The sequence below is a fragment of the Burkholderia sp. L-4 genome, assembly GCF_056856535.1.
Window position 1 is genome coordinate 1,252,275 of the sequence record NZ_JBXEOX010000002.1, and the last position, 12,816, is coordinate 1,265,090.

The 12,816-nt window shown below is 70.5% G+C and carries 11 protein-coding genes and 2 pseudogenes; 6 read left to right on the plus strand and 7 right to left on the minus strand.

All coding sequences use genetic code 11. The features are described 5' to 3' along the window. Positions 1 to 25: 25 nt before the first annotated feature. Positions 26 to 493 carry a MarR family winged helix-turn-helix transcriptional regulator gene (locus AC1VVG_RS22495; protein WP_034188356.1) on the minus strand — a complete coding sequence of 156 codons (468 nt, stop codon included), beginning with the start codon at positions 491 to 493 and terminating at the stop codon, positions 26 to 28. 81 nt (positions 494 to 574) lie between these two features. Between AC1VVG_RS22495 and AC1VVG_RS22500 the strand changes: the two genes are divergently transcribed. Both AC1VVG_RS22500 and AC1VVG_RS22505 read left to right on the plus strand, forming a co-directional pair. Continuing rightward, positions 575 to 943 (plus strand): hypothetical protein, encoded by a 369-nt coding sequence (locus AC1VVG_RS22500; RefSeq protein ID WP_482836324.1) that lies wholly within the window; start codon positions 575 to 577, stop codon positions 941 to 943. Between the two features lie 90 nt (positions 944 to 1,033). Then, positions 1,034 to 1,651 carry a glutathione S-transferase family protein gene (locus AC1VVG_RS22505; protein WP_034188354.1) on the plus strand — a complete coding sequence of 206 codons (618 nt, stop codon included), beginning with the start codon at positions 1,034 to 1,036 and terminating at the stop codon, positions 1,649 to 1,651. 36 nt (positions 1,652 to 1,687) lie between these two features. Here AC1VVG_RS22505 and AC1VVG_RS22510 read toward each other — a convergent pair whose 3' ends face one another. The 5 genes and pseudogenes from AC1VVG_RS22510 to AC1VVG_RS22530 all read right to left on the minus strand — a co-directional run. Further along, positions 1,688 to 2,410, minus strand: a complete 723-nt coding sequence (locus AC1VVG_RS22510) for an HAD family hydrolase (RefSeq protein WP_034188353.1) — start codon at positions 2,408 to 2,410, stop codon at positions 1,688 to 1,690. A gap of 23 nt (positions 2,411 to 2,433) precedes the next feature. Further along, positions 2,434 to 3,405, minus strand: a complete 972-nt coding sequence (locus AC1VVG_RS22515) for an ornithine cyclodeaminase family protein (protein ID WP_034188352.1) — start codon at positions 3,403 to 3,405, stop codon at positions 2,434 to 2,436. A 108-nt stretch (positions 3,406 to 3,513) separates the two neighbouring features. Beyond that, on the minus strand, positions 3,514 to 4,644 hold the full coding sequence (locus tag AC1VVG_RS22520; RefSeq protein WP_034188351.1) for a DSD1 family PLP-dependent enzyme: 1,131 nt from the start codon (positions 4,642 to 4,644) through the stop codon (positions 3,514 to 3,516). 111 nt (positions 4,645 to 4,755) lie between these two features. Next, positions 4,756 to 5,682, minus strand: coding sequence for a LysR substrate-binding domain-containing protein (locus AC1VVG_RS22525; protein WP_482836325.1), 927 nt, complete (start codon positions 5,680 to 5,682; stop codon positions 4,756 to 4,758). 98 nt (positions 5,683 to 5,780) lie between these two features. Then, a pseudogene (locus AC1VVG_RS22530) lies at positions 5,781 to 5,981 on the minus strand (NAD(P)/FAD-dependent oxidoreductase); the annotation flags it as partial. 3 nt (positions 5,982 to 5,984) lie between these two features. On the opposite strand from AC1VVG_RS22530, the pseudogene AC1VVG_RS22535 reads away from it, so the two are divergent. From AC1VVG_RS22535 to AC1VVG_RS22550, 4 genes and pseudogenes are all read left to right on the plus strand, one after another. Next, a pseudogene (locus AC1VVG_RS22535) lies at positions 5,985 to 6,192 on the plus strand (transcriptional regulator); the annotation flags it as partial. A gap of 260 nt (positions 6,193 to 6,452) precedes the next feature. Further along, positions 6,453 to 7,037 carry a DUF2760 domain-containing protein gene (locus AC1VVG_RS22540; protein ID WP_034188349.1) on the plus strand — a complete coding sequence of 195 codons (585 nt, stop codon included), beginning with the start codon at positions 6,453 to 6,455 and terminating at the stop codon, positions 7,035 to 7,037. Beyond that, the gene (locus AC1VVG_RS22545; RefSeq protein WP_124670835.1) at positions 7,034 to 8,875 is read left to right on the plus strand and encodes an Hsp70 family protein; all 1,842 of its coding nucleotides are present in this window, start codon (positions 7,034 to 7,036) and stop codon (positions 8,873 to 8,875) included. Before AC1VVG_RS22540 ends, AC1VVG_RS22545 begins: the two co-directional genes overlap by 4 nt. Before the next feature lie 5 nt (positions 8,876 to 8,880). Continuing rightward, positions 8,881 to 11,625: an Hsp70 family protein gene (locus AC1VVG_RS22550; protein WP_482836326.1), complete on the plus strand. Its 2,745-nt coding sequence runs from the start codon at positions 8,881 to 8,883 to the stop codon at positions 11,623 to 11,625. Between the two features lie 130 nt (positions 11,626 to 11,755). Here the strand turns inward: AC1VVG_RS22550 and ctlX are convergent, their stop codons facing one another. After that, positions 11,756 to 12,757: a citrulline utilization hydrolase CtlX gene (gene ctlX, locus AC1VVG_RS22555; RefSeq protein WP_034188346.1), complete on the minus strand. Its 1,002-nt coding sequence runs from the start codon at positions 12,755 to 12,757 to the stop codon at positions 11,756 to 11,758. Positions 12,758 to 12,816 lie beyond the last annotated feature (59 nt).

The following is a 12,816-nucleotide window of genomic DNA, read 5'->3' on the forward strand; positions in this document are numbered from 1 at the left end:
CCCGCCACCGGGTTCGCGCGCCGGTTCAGCCGGGTGTCGACGGATCGACCGACAGCATGCGCAACTGGCCGCGCAACCGATCGACGTCGCCCGGCGCGAAAGGCTGCTCGATCTCGGCATGCGTTTGCTGCCACAACGGGAACGCTTCGGCCAGCAGGTCGCGGCCGGCCGGCGTCAGTTCGAGCAGGCGGCTGCGGCGGTCGTCCGGATCCTGCGCGATCGTGACGAGGCCGCGCCGCTCGAGCGGCTTGAGCGCGGCCGTGAGCGTGGTGCGGTCCATCGCGAGCAGCGACGCGACCGATTTCATCGGGGCCGGTTGCGGCCGGTTCAGCGACATCAGCAGCGAAAACTGGCCGTTGGTGAGATCGAGCGGGCGCAGCACATCGTCGAAGATGCGCGCGAGATTGCGCGCCGCGCGCTGCATGTGCAGGCACAGGCAGCAATCGCGCACCATCAGCGTCGTTTCGAACGGAAGGGTTTCTTTTCGTGCCATGTTGCAATTATGTTGATATCAACCTATTGTGTCAAGGTCAAGGGGCGGCAGCCCGCCGCGTCCGTCATCGGAGGAGCAGGCATGAGTGCGCAACAGCAGTTGTATCTCGCCGTATTTCTCGGAACGAAGGATAGCCCGGCCATGAAGGCGTGGGTGGCGCTGTCGGAGGCGGAGCGGCGCACGCGCGAGCGGGACGGCATTGCCTCATGGCATGCGTGGGTCGACCGGCATCGCGATGCGATCGTCGAGATGGGCGGGCCGCTCGGCAAGACCAAGACCATCGACGCGAACGGCATCAAGGACACCGCCAACGCGCTGAGCGGGTTTACCGTCGTGCGCGCGGCGTCGCACGACGCGGCGGCCGCGATGTTCGAGGGCCATCCGCATTTCACGCTGTTCCCGGGCGTGTCGGTCGACGTGATGCCCGTGCTGGCGATTCCCGGTGCGTGAGCGACCCGTCCTGCCGGGTGCCGCGCGTCGCGTCGATGCGCGCTGGCCGCCCTGCGGACTGATTCCCGACATTCTGGATGGAGACTGGCGATGAAGCTTTACGGATTTGCCGGCACGCGCTCGCAGCGTGCGCTATGGGGGCTGAAGGAACTCGATGCGGATTTCGAATTCGTGTCGGTCAACCTGCTCCAGGGCGAGCACAAGCGGCCCGACTTCCTGCGCCTCAACCCGGCCGGCAAGGTGCCCGTGCTGGTGGACGGCGACCTCGTGATTCCCGAGTCGGCCGCGATCGTGCTGTATCTCGCGGACAAGTATCCGGAAAAAGGGCTGCTGCCGGCGGATCCGGCGCTGCGCGCGGAGGCCTACCGGTGGGTCATGTTCGCGGTGACGGAGCTCGAGCAGCCGCTGTGGCGGATCACGCGGCATTCGTTCCTCTATCCGCCGGAGAAGCGCTCGCCGGCCGATATCGCGCTGGCGCGCGAGGATTTCACGACGATGGCCGCGCTCCTCGACAAGCATCTCGAGGGGCGCGAATTCATCGTCGGCGATGCGCTGACGGTGGCCGATTGCGTGACGGTCTACCTGATCGACTGGGCGAGCGAATGCCGACTGATCGAACCGTTCCCGCAGTTGCGCGCGTATCTCGACCGGCTGTACGCACGGCCGAAGGCGCCGCAGCGGATCGCGGACGCACGCAAGGCCGCATGACGCCGCGAGGCGGGCATGCGCCGCGCCCGGTGGCGGTCACGACCCGTCGTCGGGGCCGCCGAGCGCGCGGCACAGCATCGACAGGTCGCGCAGCGTGAGGTGCGGCGTCGCGGCCTGCCGCGGCGTGTGGTCTTCTTCCGGACGAGGATCGCGCACGACCCAGGCGGCCTGAAGCCCCGCGTTCAGTGCGCCGACGACGTCGAGGTGGAAATCGTCGCCGACATGCAGCAGTTCGGCCGGACGCACGTCGAGTGCGTCCGCCGCCGCGTGGAAGATCTCGGGTTCCGGCTTCGCGAAGCCGAATGCCCGCGCGCTGAGCGTCGTGCGGAAGAATTCGCCGCCGCCGGTCAGCCGGAGATCCGCGTTGCCGTTGGTCACGGCAATCAACGGAAAGCGCGCGCTCAGCCACGTCAGCGCGGGCCACGCGTCGTCGTAGAATTCGACGCGGTTCCGGGCGGCATAGAACACGTCGTACGCGGCGTCGGTCAGCGCGACGTCTTCGTTCGCGCGCGCCAGCGCCAGCCGGATCGAGCCGATTCGCATCGCGCGAAAGTCGCCGGCGAGGTCCGGGCGCAGCCGTTCGTATTCCTCACGGAGTTCGCTCAATGCCTGTTGCGTGGGCAGCACGCTCGCCGTATTGGGCGCGTGTTCGATCAGCCACGCGCGCAGCATCGCCTCGGCTCGGACGACCGACGGCCCGAACGGCCACAGGGTGTCGTCGAGATCGAACGAGAGGGCGGACACTTTGGCGAGACGCATGGCGGTCGAGCGATGAGGGTGGCTTACCACGGCCACGGAACGGAGGTTCCGGCGCCGTTGTCGATGGCGTGCCGATACAGGAAGCGCGCGACGGTCAGATCCTGAAGCGCGAGCCCCGTCATGTCGAACACGGTGATGTCGTGCGCGGCACGGTCGACCGACGCCGCACCGGCGAGGATGTCACCGATTTCGGTGCGCGGCAAATCGGGCGCCCACTGGCACTCGCCGATGCCGCGCGCCTGGTCGTGATCGTCGACGAAAATGCGCGCGCGTTCCAGCACGCCGGCCGGGAGTTCGCGCTTGCCCGCGGTATCGGTGCCCACGCAGGTCAGATGGGTGCCCGGTTGCACCGCATCCGCGTCGAACAATGCGCCGCCGCCGGGCGTGGCCGTGATCACCACGTCGCTGTCGGCTACCGCGTCGTTCCGCTCGCGCGCGACGCCGATCGTGCAGCGCGTCAGGAAGGCCGATTCGAACGCCGGGTCCGGCTCGCCGCCGACGTTCACGTACCGCACCGTGCACCGTTGCGGCAGCAGCCTGAGTGCATAGTCGAGCTGCACGCGCGCCTGCACGCCCGTGCCGAACACGCAGATCCGCGTGCTGTCGCGGCGGGCCAGCTGTTGCAGCCCGAGGCCGCCGGCGGCGCCGGTTCGCGCGGTGGTGATCGCGTTGCCGTCCAGGATGCACAGCGGGCGGCCCGTGGCCGGATCGAACAGCGCGACGGTGGCCTGATGCGGCTCGCCGCCGGCGCGCCGGTTGCCGGGCCAGAACCCGGCCGCCTTGAAACCGAGCAGGTCCTGGCCCGCGACGTCGCCCGACTTGATACCGAACACGCCGCCGGTATGCAGCTTCTCGCGCACCACCGGAAACACGCGCCCGGCCCGCTGGCTGTGCAGCACGAAGGCTTCGCGGACCGCCGCCATCACCTGTTCGGCCCGAAGGGCGGGTTCGACGGCGTCGCGGTCGAGAAGAAGGAGTCGGGCGTCTGTCGGCATGTCGGGTACGCCTTTGCGGCGTAGCGTGAGGCGGAAAGGTTTAAAGTTTGTCCAGATTTGGATAAATAGTCAATGCGTGTGCCAAGCGGCGCGGATGACGGGGCTCGCCTACCACCCGTAGAAGCGCGGCCAGGTCTGCGCGAGGCCGTCGGCGTCGACGGCCTGGTATTCCGGGTGTTGCGCGCCGGTGGCGCACGCGTGATTCGGCAGGATGCGCAGGCGCGTGCCGATCGGAAACCGCTGCGCGATGCCCGTGTCCGGCGCACCCGTGCACGACACGATCCCGTGCTCCTGGTTGGCCGCGCTCATCACGTAGTCGCCGAGCACGTCGCCGCCTTCGGTGCAGACCAGCCCGTAGCCGAAGTCGCGCGCCTGGCGCTGCGTGCCGCGGTCGCGGCTCATCGCCATCCAGCCCGCATCGACGATCGCCCAGCCTTTCTCTTCCTGATGGCCGATCACGGTGGTCAGCACCGACAGCGCGATGTCCGACAGGTCGCACACGCCGATGTTGTGCATCACGAGATCGAACATCGCGTACACGCCCGCGCGCACCTCGGTCACGCCGTCGAGGCGTTGCGCGGACAGCGCGGTGGGCGTCGAGCCGATGCTCACGACCGGGCAGGGCAGCCCGGCCGCTGTCAGGCGTTCCGCGGCCCGCACGGTGCGGCTGCGCTCCTGTTCGGCGATCGCGACCAGCGCGTCGTGCGTGTCGCATTCGTAGCTGGAGCCCGCATGGGCCAGCACGCCGCCGAGCAGCATGCCGCCGTCGACCAGCGCGCGGCCGACGTCGATCAGCAGGTCGGCGTCGGGCAGGATGCCCGAGCGGTGGCCGTCGACGTCGACCTCGATCCATACCTCGAAGCGCTCGTCGTGTGCGCGCCCGAATTCGGCGATGGCGAGGGCCGCCGGCAGGCTGTCGGCGACGATCTTCAGGTCGCAGCCTTGCCGGCGCAGCGCAAGCGCGTGGCCGAGCTTGGCGGGCACCATGCCGACCGCGTAGACGATGTCGCGGATGCCGCCCGCGAAGAACTGTTCGGCTTCCTTGAGCGTCGACACCGTGATGCCCTGCGCGCCGGCCGCGATCTGCGCGTCGACGACGGGCCGGCACTTGGTGGTCTTGACGTGCGGCCGGAACGTGACGCCGAGTGCGTCCAGATGCGCCTGCATGCGCGCGATGTTGCGATGCATGCGGCCGACATCGATCAATGCGGCCGGGGTGTTGAGGGTGTGAAGGTCCACGAGGCGTTCGATGGCGAAGTTGTCGACGCGGACACAGTAGGGCAGTTGGCGCGCATCGTGTTTAACGCCGCGCTAATCCGCCATTAAGCGCGATTTAATCTGTCGAATCGCTCAGGCCTGGCCACGCCACGGCGGCGGATCGAGAAACCGCCGCGCGGCTTCGAGAAAGACCCGTTGTCGCGCGGAGCGGCCGGTACGGGACGGCAGCAGTGCCGTTACCGGCGCGGGCGGCAGGCGCCAGTCCGGCAACAACCGAACGAGCTTGCCGCTCGCCAGCAACGGCGCGACATCCCACTCGGAGCGTTCGACGATGCCGAGCCCGGCCAATGCCCATTCGGTGATGACGGTGCCGTCGTTCGACGACAGCGCGCCGGTCACGCGAATGACGACAGACCGCCGCGACTCGCCGTTGACGTCGCCGCCGGGCGAGAAGCGCCAGCGCGGGATGTCCTCGTCGTTCTCGCGCAGACACAGGCAGTCGTGGCGCGCGAGGTCGGACGGATGATTCAGGTCCTTGATGCGGCGTGCGTAGCCCGGGCTCGCGCACAGGAAGCGCTCGTTGGGCGCGAGCGGATAACCGACCCACGAAGAAGACTTGAGGCTGCCGACGTGGACGACCACGTCCGCCCCGGATGCGCTGGTCAACGGGCTGTCCGACAGGTGCAGCGAGATTTCGAGCTTCGGATGCGCACGCTGCACGTCGCGCACGATCCGCGCGACGTACTTGCGCCCGAAGCCGAGCGGGGCGACGACGCGCAGCGTGCCCTGCACGTCGCCGTGATCGCCCGCGATGCTGGCCGGCAACGCCTCCATGCGTTCGAGTATGCCGACGGCTTCCTGATACAGCCGCTGCCCTTCGTCGGTCAGCGCGATCCCTTTCGGCTGCCGCACGGCGAGCCGCGCGTTCAGGCGCGCTTCCATCCGCTGCAGGCGAATCGTCACGGCGGGCGGCGTGAGATCGAGCAGGCGCGCGGCGGCGGCCAATGAACGCGACGCGCCGATCGCGCGGACGAGTCGCAGGTCGTCGAGGTCGAGCATTTATTTCATGGCTCTCGATGCGGTAAGTGCCGGACATTAAACCGCACATCGTGCGACGAAGCCATCGGCGGCGATGCGACCTGCCGCGCGAGGCTCCGTCACGCGCCGAGCCCGAAGATCAGCGACCGGTGTACGCCCACGCCGGCCGCATACACGCCGGCGACGCTCGTCCGCTTCCGCGCGTCGACGCGAATCGCGTGGCCCCGCGGCCCTTCGTCGAACGCGCAGCCGAGCTGCTGCGCAAGGTCGCTCGCCATCCCGGTGCGCGCGCCGGCGAACAGCGCATCGATGGGCACGACCGTCGCGCGGCCGGCTTGCCGCCGCTGTTTTCCGACCGGGTACCCGAGGACGCGCCCGAATGCCCGGGTCGAGCAGGCCGTCGACGCGCGTCTGGCGGCCGCGCTGAAGGACACCGAAGCATCGCTGCCGGCGCGCTTCGGCGAGGTCACGCTCGGCATGCTGTCGCGCGATTTCGATGCGAAGGCGGCCCGGCTGCGCCAGCCGCGCTGACGCGCCGCAGCATCGCAATCGCTCGCGCGTGGCGGGCGATCGAGCGCGATTCCACGCGGCCGAAACCGCCGCGCCGCGATGTTCTGTCCCCCAACTTCTGCCCGGTTCGCCCGCCACAGGGCAAAATACGGGTTTTCCGCACCCGCGAGGGCGCGACCCAATCACGCGCCGGGCGGCGGCAGTGCGTCATCCGCACGCCGTCGCCGGGCGCCCAGGCAAGATCGCTCGCCATGGCGCGAGCCCACAGGAGTCCAGACCCCATGCCCGAATCCAACCTGTCCTTCTTCGGCCGGCTGTCGCTGGCCGTCGGCACGTTCTTCTCCGTGCTCGGCAACCGCGAGTTCGCCGCCGGCGTGCTGCGCGTGCGCGATGGCGCCCCGGCACCGGTCGCCCCGGCCCCGGCTGCCGCGCCCGTTGCACCTGCGCCCGCACCCGTGAAGGCGCCGGCGCCCGAGCTGCGCGAAGCGAGCCCGCAGGCCGCGCTGCAACTGCTCGGCCTGCTGCAGCGCGATGCACGCTTCATCGACTTCGTCGAGGAAGACATCGCCGGCTACGCGGACGCCGACATCGGCGCGGCCGCGCGCCTCGTGCACGACGGCTGCCGCGCCGCGCTGCGCGAACACTTCACGATCGTGCCGGTGCGCGACGAAGCCGAAGGCAGCCGCGTGACGCTGCCGGCCGGCTTCGACGCGACGGCCGTGCGCGTGACGGGCAACGTGGTCGGCGCCGCGCCGTTCACGGGCACCGTCAGCCATCGCGGCTGGCGGGTGGCCGACGTGCGCCTGCCGAAGCTGACGGGCAGCCACGACGCCTCGGTGGTCGCACCGGCGGAGGTGGAACTGTGAGCGATCCGCGCTATTCGATCGGTATCGACCTCGGGACGACCCACTGCGCGCTGTCGTATGTCGACAGCAGCGCCAGCGACGGCGAAAACATCACGCAGCAGGTGCTGCCGATCGCGCAGCTGACCGCGCCCGGCGCGCTGGAATCGCGCGACCTGCTGCCGTCGTTCCTCTACCTGCCGCATGAAAGCGAGCTGACGCAGGGCGACCTGACGCTGCCGTGGACGGCCTCGCGCGGCTTCGCGGTCGGCGAGATGGCGCGCACGCGCGGCGCCGGCACGCCGATCCGCCTCGTGTCGAGCGCGAAGAGCTGGCTGTGCCATCCGGGCGTCGACCGCCGCGCGGCGATCCTGCCGAGCGATGCGCCGCCGGAAGTGGCGCGCGTGTCGCCGCTGGAAAGCTCGATCCGCTACCTGACGCACCTGCGCGAGGCGTGGGACCACGCGCATCCCGACGCGCCGTTCGCCGACCAGGACGTGACGGTCACGATTCCCGCGTCGTTCGACCCGGCCGCGCGCGAACTGACGGCCGAGGCCGCCCGTGCCGCCGGCTATTCGCGGATGACGCTGCTCGAGGAGCCGCAGGCCGCGCTGTACAGCTGGATCCAGAAGAGCCAGGGCGGCTGGCGCAAGCAGGTGCAGGTCGGCGACCTGATCCTGTGCGTCGACGTCGGTGGCGGCACGACCGACCTGTCGCTGATCGCGGTGGTCGAGCGCGACGGCAATCTCGAACTGCACCGCGTGGCGGTCGGCGAGCACATCCTGCTCGGCGGCGACAACATGGACCTCGCGCTCGCGCACGTGGTCGCGCGTAAGCTTGCGCAGCAGGGCACGCAGGCCGATCCGTGGCAACTGCGGGCGCTGACGTACGCGTGCCGTTCGGCGAAGGAAACGCTGCTGTCCGACCCGACGACCGACGCGGTGCCGCTTGTCGTGCCGAGCCGCGGCTCGAAGCTGATCGGCGGTTCGATCCGCACCGAGCTCACGCGCGCCGAACTGACGCAGACGATCCTCGACGGTTTCTTCCCGCAGGTCGATGCGAGCGCGCGCCCGGTGAGCCGCGCGCGGGTCGGCCTGACGCAGCTTGGCCTGCCGTATGCGCAGGACGCGGGCATCACGCGTCATCTCGCGGCGTTCCTCGGCCGCCAGGTCGCGGCGCTCGATTCGCTCGAAGGCGTGCAGCGCACGCTGCCGCAAGGCGCGACGTTCCTGCATCCGACCGCCGTGCTGTTCAACGGCGGCGTGTTCAAGTCGACGCTGCTCACGCAGCGCGTGCTCGATACGCTCAACAGCTGGCTCGCGGCCGAAGGCGCGCCGCCCGCCCGCCTGCTCGAAGGCGCGGATCTCGATCTCGCGGTCGCGCGCGGCGCGGCGTACTACGGCTACGTGAAGCGCGGCCGCGGCGTGCGCATTCGCGGCGGTACGGCGCGCGCGTACTACGTCGCGATCGAATCGGCGATGCCTGCCGTGCCGGGGCTCGAACCGCCGGTACAGGCGCTGTGCGTCGCGCCGTTCGGGATGGAAGAGGGCTCGGACGCGGCGCTGCCGCCGCAGGAGTTCGGCCTCGTCGTCGGCGAACCGGTGCAGTTCCGTTTCTTCGGTTCGTCGGTGCGCCGCCAGGACCAGGTCGGCACGCTGCTCGACTACTGGTCGCCGGAGGAGCTGCAGGAGCTGGAGGAAATCCAGGCGACGCTGCCCGCCGAAGGCCGCACGGTCGGCGAAGTCGTGCCGGTGAAGCTGCACGCGCGCGTGACCGAGGCCGGCACGCTCGAACTCGAGGCGATCCCGAGCGGCACGAACGAGCGCTGGAAGGTCGAGTTCGACGTGCGCGGCGCCGCCTGAGCGCGATGAAGCGTTATACGGTCGGCATCGACCTCGGCACGAGCAATACGGTCGTCGCGTACGTCGAGGCCGGTTCCGACGCGATCCGCGTGTTCGACGTCGAGCAACTGGTCGGCCCCGGCGCGGTGGCCGCGCAGCCGCTGTTGCCGTCGGTGCGCTATCACCCGGCCGCGGGCGAGCTGCCGCCGGATGCGCTGCGGCTGCCGTGGGCGGCCGATGCGCGAGCGAACGCCGCCGGTGCGCCGCCGGCCGTGATCGGCCGCTACGCGCGCACGCTTGGCGCGCAGGTGCCGGGCCGGCTCGTGTCGAGCGCGAAGAGCTGGCTGTCGCATGCGGCGGTCGACCGGCTCGCGCCGATCCTGCCGTGGGGCGCGGCCGACGGCGTCGACAAGGTGTCGCCGGTCGACGCGAGCGCGAGCTACCTCGCGCACGTGCGCGACGCATGGGACACGCGTTTTCCCGATGCGCCGCTCGCGAAGCAGGACGTGATCCTGACGGTGCCCGCGTCGTTCGACGACGGCGCGCGCGCATTGACGGTCGAGGCCGCGCGGCGCGCGAAGCTGCCCGCGCTGCGGCTGCTGGAAGAGCCGCAAGCCGCGTTCTACGACTGGCTGTACGGCCAGCGCGACACGCTGCGCGATACGTTCGCCGCGGCGCGGCGCGTGCTGATCTGCGACGTCGGCGGCGGCACGACCGATCTCACGCTCGTCGATGTCGCGCCGGGCGGCGGCGGCGAGCCGGCCTTCACGCGCGTCGGCGTCGGCAATCACCTGATGCTCGGCGGCGACAACATGGACCTCGCGCTCGCGCGCCTGGTCGAGACGCGGCTGACCGAGCCCGGCACGCGGCTGTCGGCCGCGAGCCTGTCGCAGCTCGTCGAGCGCTGCCGCGCGGCGAAGGAGCGGCTGCTCGGCGACGACGCGCCGGCGTCCGTCACCGTCACGCTGCTCGGCGCGGGCAGCCGGCTCGTCGGCGGCGCGCGCTCGGCCGAGCTGACGCGCGACGAAGTCGAACGGATCGTCGTCGACGGGTTCTTTCCGCAGGTCGAAGCGGGCGAGCTGCCGCGCCGGGCACGCGCCGCGATCGTCGAATTCGGCCTGCCCTATGCGAGCGACGCGGCCGTCACGCGCCACGTCGCGGCGTTCCTGACGCGTCATGCGGAAGGCCCGCTGCCCGACACGCTGCTGCTCAACGGCGGCGTGTTCCGCGCGGGCGCACTCGCCGACCGTCTCGCGCGGACGCTCGGCGCGTGGCGCGGCGCGCCGCTCGACGTGCTGCACAACGCGCATCCGGACGTGGCCGTCGCCCGCGGCGCGGTCGCGTACGGGCTCGCCCGCGCCGGACAGGCGCCGCGCATCGGCGGCGGGTCCGCGCGCAGCTATTTCCTCGTGCTCGACGACGGCGCGGCCGATGCCGCCGCGCGCGGCGTCTGCCTGCTGCCGCGCGGCACGGAAGAGGGCCGCGAGATCCGGCTCGACGAGCGCACGTTCGCGCTGCAGCTCGGGCAACCGGTGCGTTTCCACCTCGTGTCGACGGTGGCCGAAACCCGATACCGGCCCGGCGATCTCGTCGATCTCGACGGCGGCGATTTCGTGCGGCTGCCGCCGATCGCGACGGTCGTCGATGCGAAGGCGGGCAGCGACGCCCGCGAAACGCCGGTGAAGCTCACGGCGTCGCTGACCGAGGTCGGCACGCTCGAAATGCATTGCATCGCGACCGACGACGCAACACGCCGCTGGAAGCTCGAATTCCAGCTGCGCGGCGATGCGCCGGTGCATGGCGACGATGCGGGGCCCGCGCGGCATCCGCGTGCCGACCAGGCGATCGAGCTGATCGAGCGCTCGTTCGGCAGCAAGGCCGCCGGCGTTGCGCCGAAGGACACGCGCCGGTTGCGCGCACAACTCGAACAGGTGCTCGGCGCGCGCGAGGCGTGGGACGTGGCGCTCGCGCGCGAGCTGTTCGACGCGTTGCTCGCGCGCGCCCGCCGCCGCCGCCGCTCGGCCGATCACGAGCGCGCGTGGCTGAACCTGGCCGGTTACTGCCTGCGCCCGGGCTTCGGGCATCCGCTCGATGCGTGGCGCATCGAGCAGCTGTGGCCGCTGTTCGACGACGGGATTCAGTACGTGACCGACGCTCAGGTGTGGTCCGAGTGGTGGACGCTGTGGCGGCGCGTGGCCGGCGGCCTCGACGACGATGCGCAGACGCAGGTGCGCGACGCGATCGCGTTCCTCGAACCGTCCGACGACAAGCGCCGCAAGCTGCCGTTCGATCCGGCCAAGGTCGGCCCGGCCGACATGACGCGACTGTCCGCCTCGCTCGAACGGCTGCCCGTCGAGCGCAAGGTCGAGCTGGCCGAACGCCTGATCGCGCAGTTGCAGAAGCCGGCCGAGCGCGCGTTATGCGCGTGGGCGCTCGGGCGTATCGGCGCGCGTCGGCCGTTCTATGGCAGCGCGCACGGTGTCGTGCCGGCGGAAGTGGCCACGGGCTGGCTCGATGCGCTGTTCGCGCTCGACTGGAAACAGGTCGAGCCGGCCGCGTTCGCGGCGGCGCAGATTGCGCGGATGACGGGCGATCGTTCGCGCGATTTGCCGGACGAGACGCGCGAGGCCGTCATCAAGCGCCTGTCGGCCGCGAACGCGTCGGCGGCCTGGATCGACATGGTGCGTGAAGCGATCGCGTTCGACGAAGCCGACACGGTGCGGGTGTTCGGCGAGACGCTGCCGGCCGGGTTGAAGCTGCTGGCGGGGTGAGCGGCGCGGTGAGGTGACGGTATCGTCTGGATACCTGAGCATGCCGTCGATGCTCACGGATTCGACGACCTTGAAAAAACGGCTGCCGATGCATAGGCAGCCGTTTTCGTTTGTACGAATCGTGCGGCGGTCAGACCTGCGCCATCGCTTCACGCAACGATGCGGCCGACTCCACCGCGATCGCGTTCGGCGCAACGGCCCGCCGCGCGAGATGAATCCCCGCGAGCATGCAGCGCACCGACCCGCCGGCCAGTTCGATCGTCGGCACGTCGAGCGGCAGCAGCCGCGCGGAGCGTTCGATGACCGTGCGCTGCGCGTGCGTGAGGCAATCGAACGCGCGCCGCGACAGCGCGAGCACGCGTCCCGCCTTTCCTGACAACTCCAGCGTATTGCCCGCGAAATTCGCGATCTGCGACGGATCGAGCGCGATCACCGCGCGCCCCGTTTCGGTCAGGCGCTGCGCGATTTCGCCGCGGCGCCGGCTGTCGGCGATCAGGTCGAGGCCGACCATCGCGAACTCGGTCGCGACGCTCATCATCACGTTCGTGTGATAGATCGGCCGCCCGTCGGCGTCGGCCGTATCGAAGCAGATCGGCTCGAAATTGAAGTGCGTGCAGAAGCGTTCGAGCGCGACCGGATCGGCGCGGCGCGAGCGCGCGGTGTAGGCGATCCGCGCGACGTGGTCGAGCACCATCGCGCCGGTGCCTTCGAGGAACACGTCGTCGTATTCGAGGCCCGAGTAGTCGATCACGTCCTGCACGCGATACTCGGCCTTCAGCATCTCGATCACGTCCGCGCGCCGCTCGCGGCGGCGGTTCGGGCTATACATCGGATACAGCGCGACATGGCCGCCCGGATGCGTCGAGAACCAGTTGTTCGGGAATACGGAGTCGGGCGTGCCGCGCTCGCCATGGTCGTCGAACACGTGCACGCGCACGCCCGCATCGGCGAGCGCCTGCGCGGCGGCCGTGACTTCGTCGCGCGCGGCGGCGGATACCGACGCCGTGTCGCGCGCGCCGGTGCCGGCCGTGCGCTGGAACGCGTTGTCGGCCGCGGTCTGCGGGTTCGGCAGGAAACGGTGCGGCCGGATCATCACGACGGCGGCCGGCGCCTGGATCGATACGAGATTCATGGGCGGGGACGGTGCGAAAGGCAGGAGACCGGGCGGCGCACGGGCCGCCCGCAAACGAC

What these genes read in the sequence shown, in the direction of transcription:
- AC1VVG_RS22525 (WP_482836325.1), bottom strand. Translation starts at nt 5,682, where the DNA reads ATGCTCGACCTCGACGACCTGCGACTCGTCCGCGCGATCGGCGCGTCG.
- AC1VVG_RS22540 (WP_034188349.1), top strand. Translation starts at nt 6,453, where the DNA reads ATGCCCGAATCCAACCTGTCCTTCTTCGGCCGGCTGTCGCTGGCCGTC.
- AC1VVG_RS22515 (WP_034188352.1), bottom strand. Translation starts at nt 3,405, where the DNA reads ATGCCGACAGACGCCCGACTCCTTCTTCTCGACCGCGACGCCGTCGAA.
- AC1VVG_RS22510 (WP_034188353.1), bottom strand. Translation starts at nt 2,410, where the DNA reads ATGCGTCTCGCCAAAGTGTCCGCCCTCTCGTTCGATCTCGACGACACC.
- AC1VVG_RS22550 (WP_482836326.1), top strand. Translation starts at nt 8,881, where the DNA reads ATGAAGCGTTATACGGTCGGCATCGACCTCGGCACGAGCAATACGGTC.
- ctlX (WP_034188346.1), bottom strand. Translation starts at nt 12,757, where the DNA reads ATGAATCTCGTATCGATCCAGGCGCCGGCCGCCGTCGTGATGATCCGG.
- AC1VVG_RS22500 (WP_482836324.1), top strand. Translation starts at nt 575, where the DNA reads ATGAGTGCGCAACAGCAGTTGTATCTCGCCGTATTTCTCGGAACGAAG.
- AC1VVG_RS22495 (WP_034188356.1), bottom strand. Translation starts at nt 493, where the DNA reads ATGGCACGAAAAGAAACCCTTCCGTTCGAAACGACGCTGATGGTGCGC.
- AC1VVG_RS22505 (WP_034188354.1), top strand. Translation starts at nt 1,034, where the DNA reads ATGAAGCTTTACGGATTTGCCGGCACGCGCTCGCAGCGTGCGCTATGG.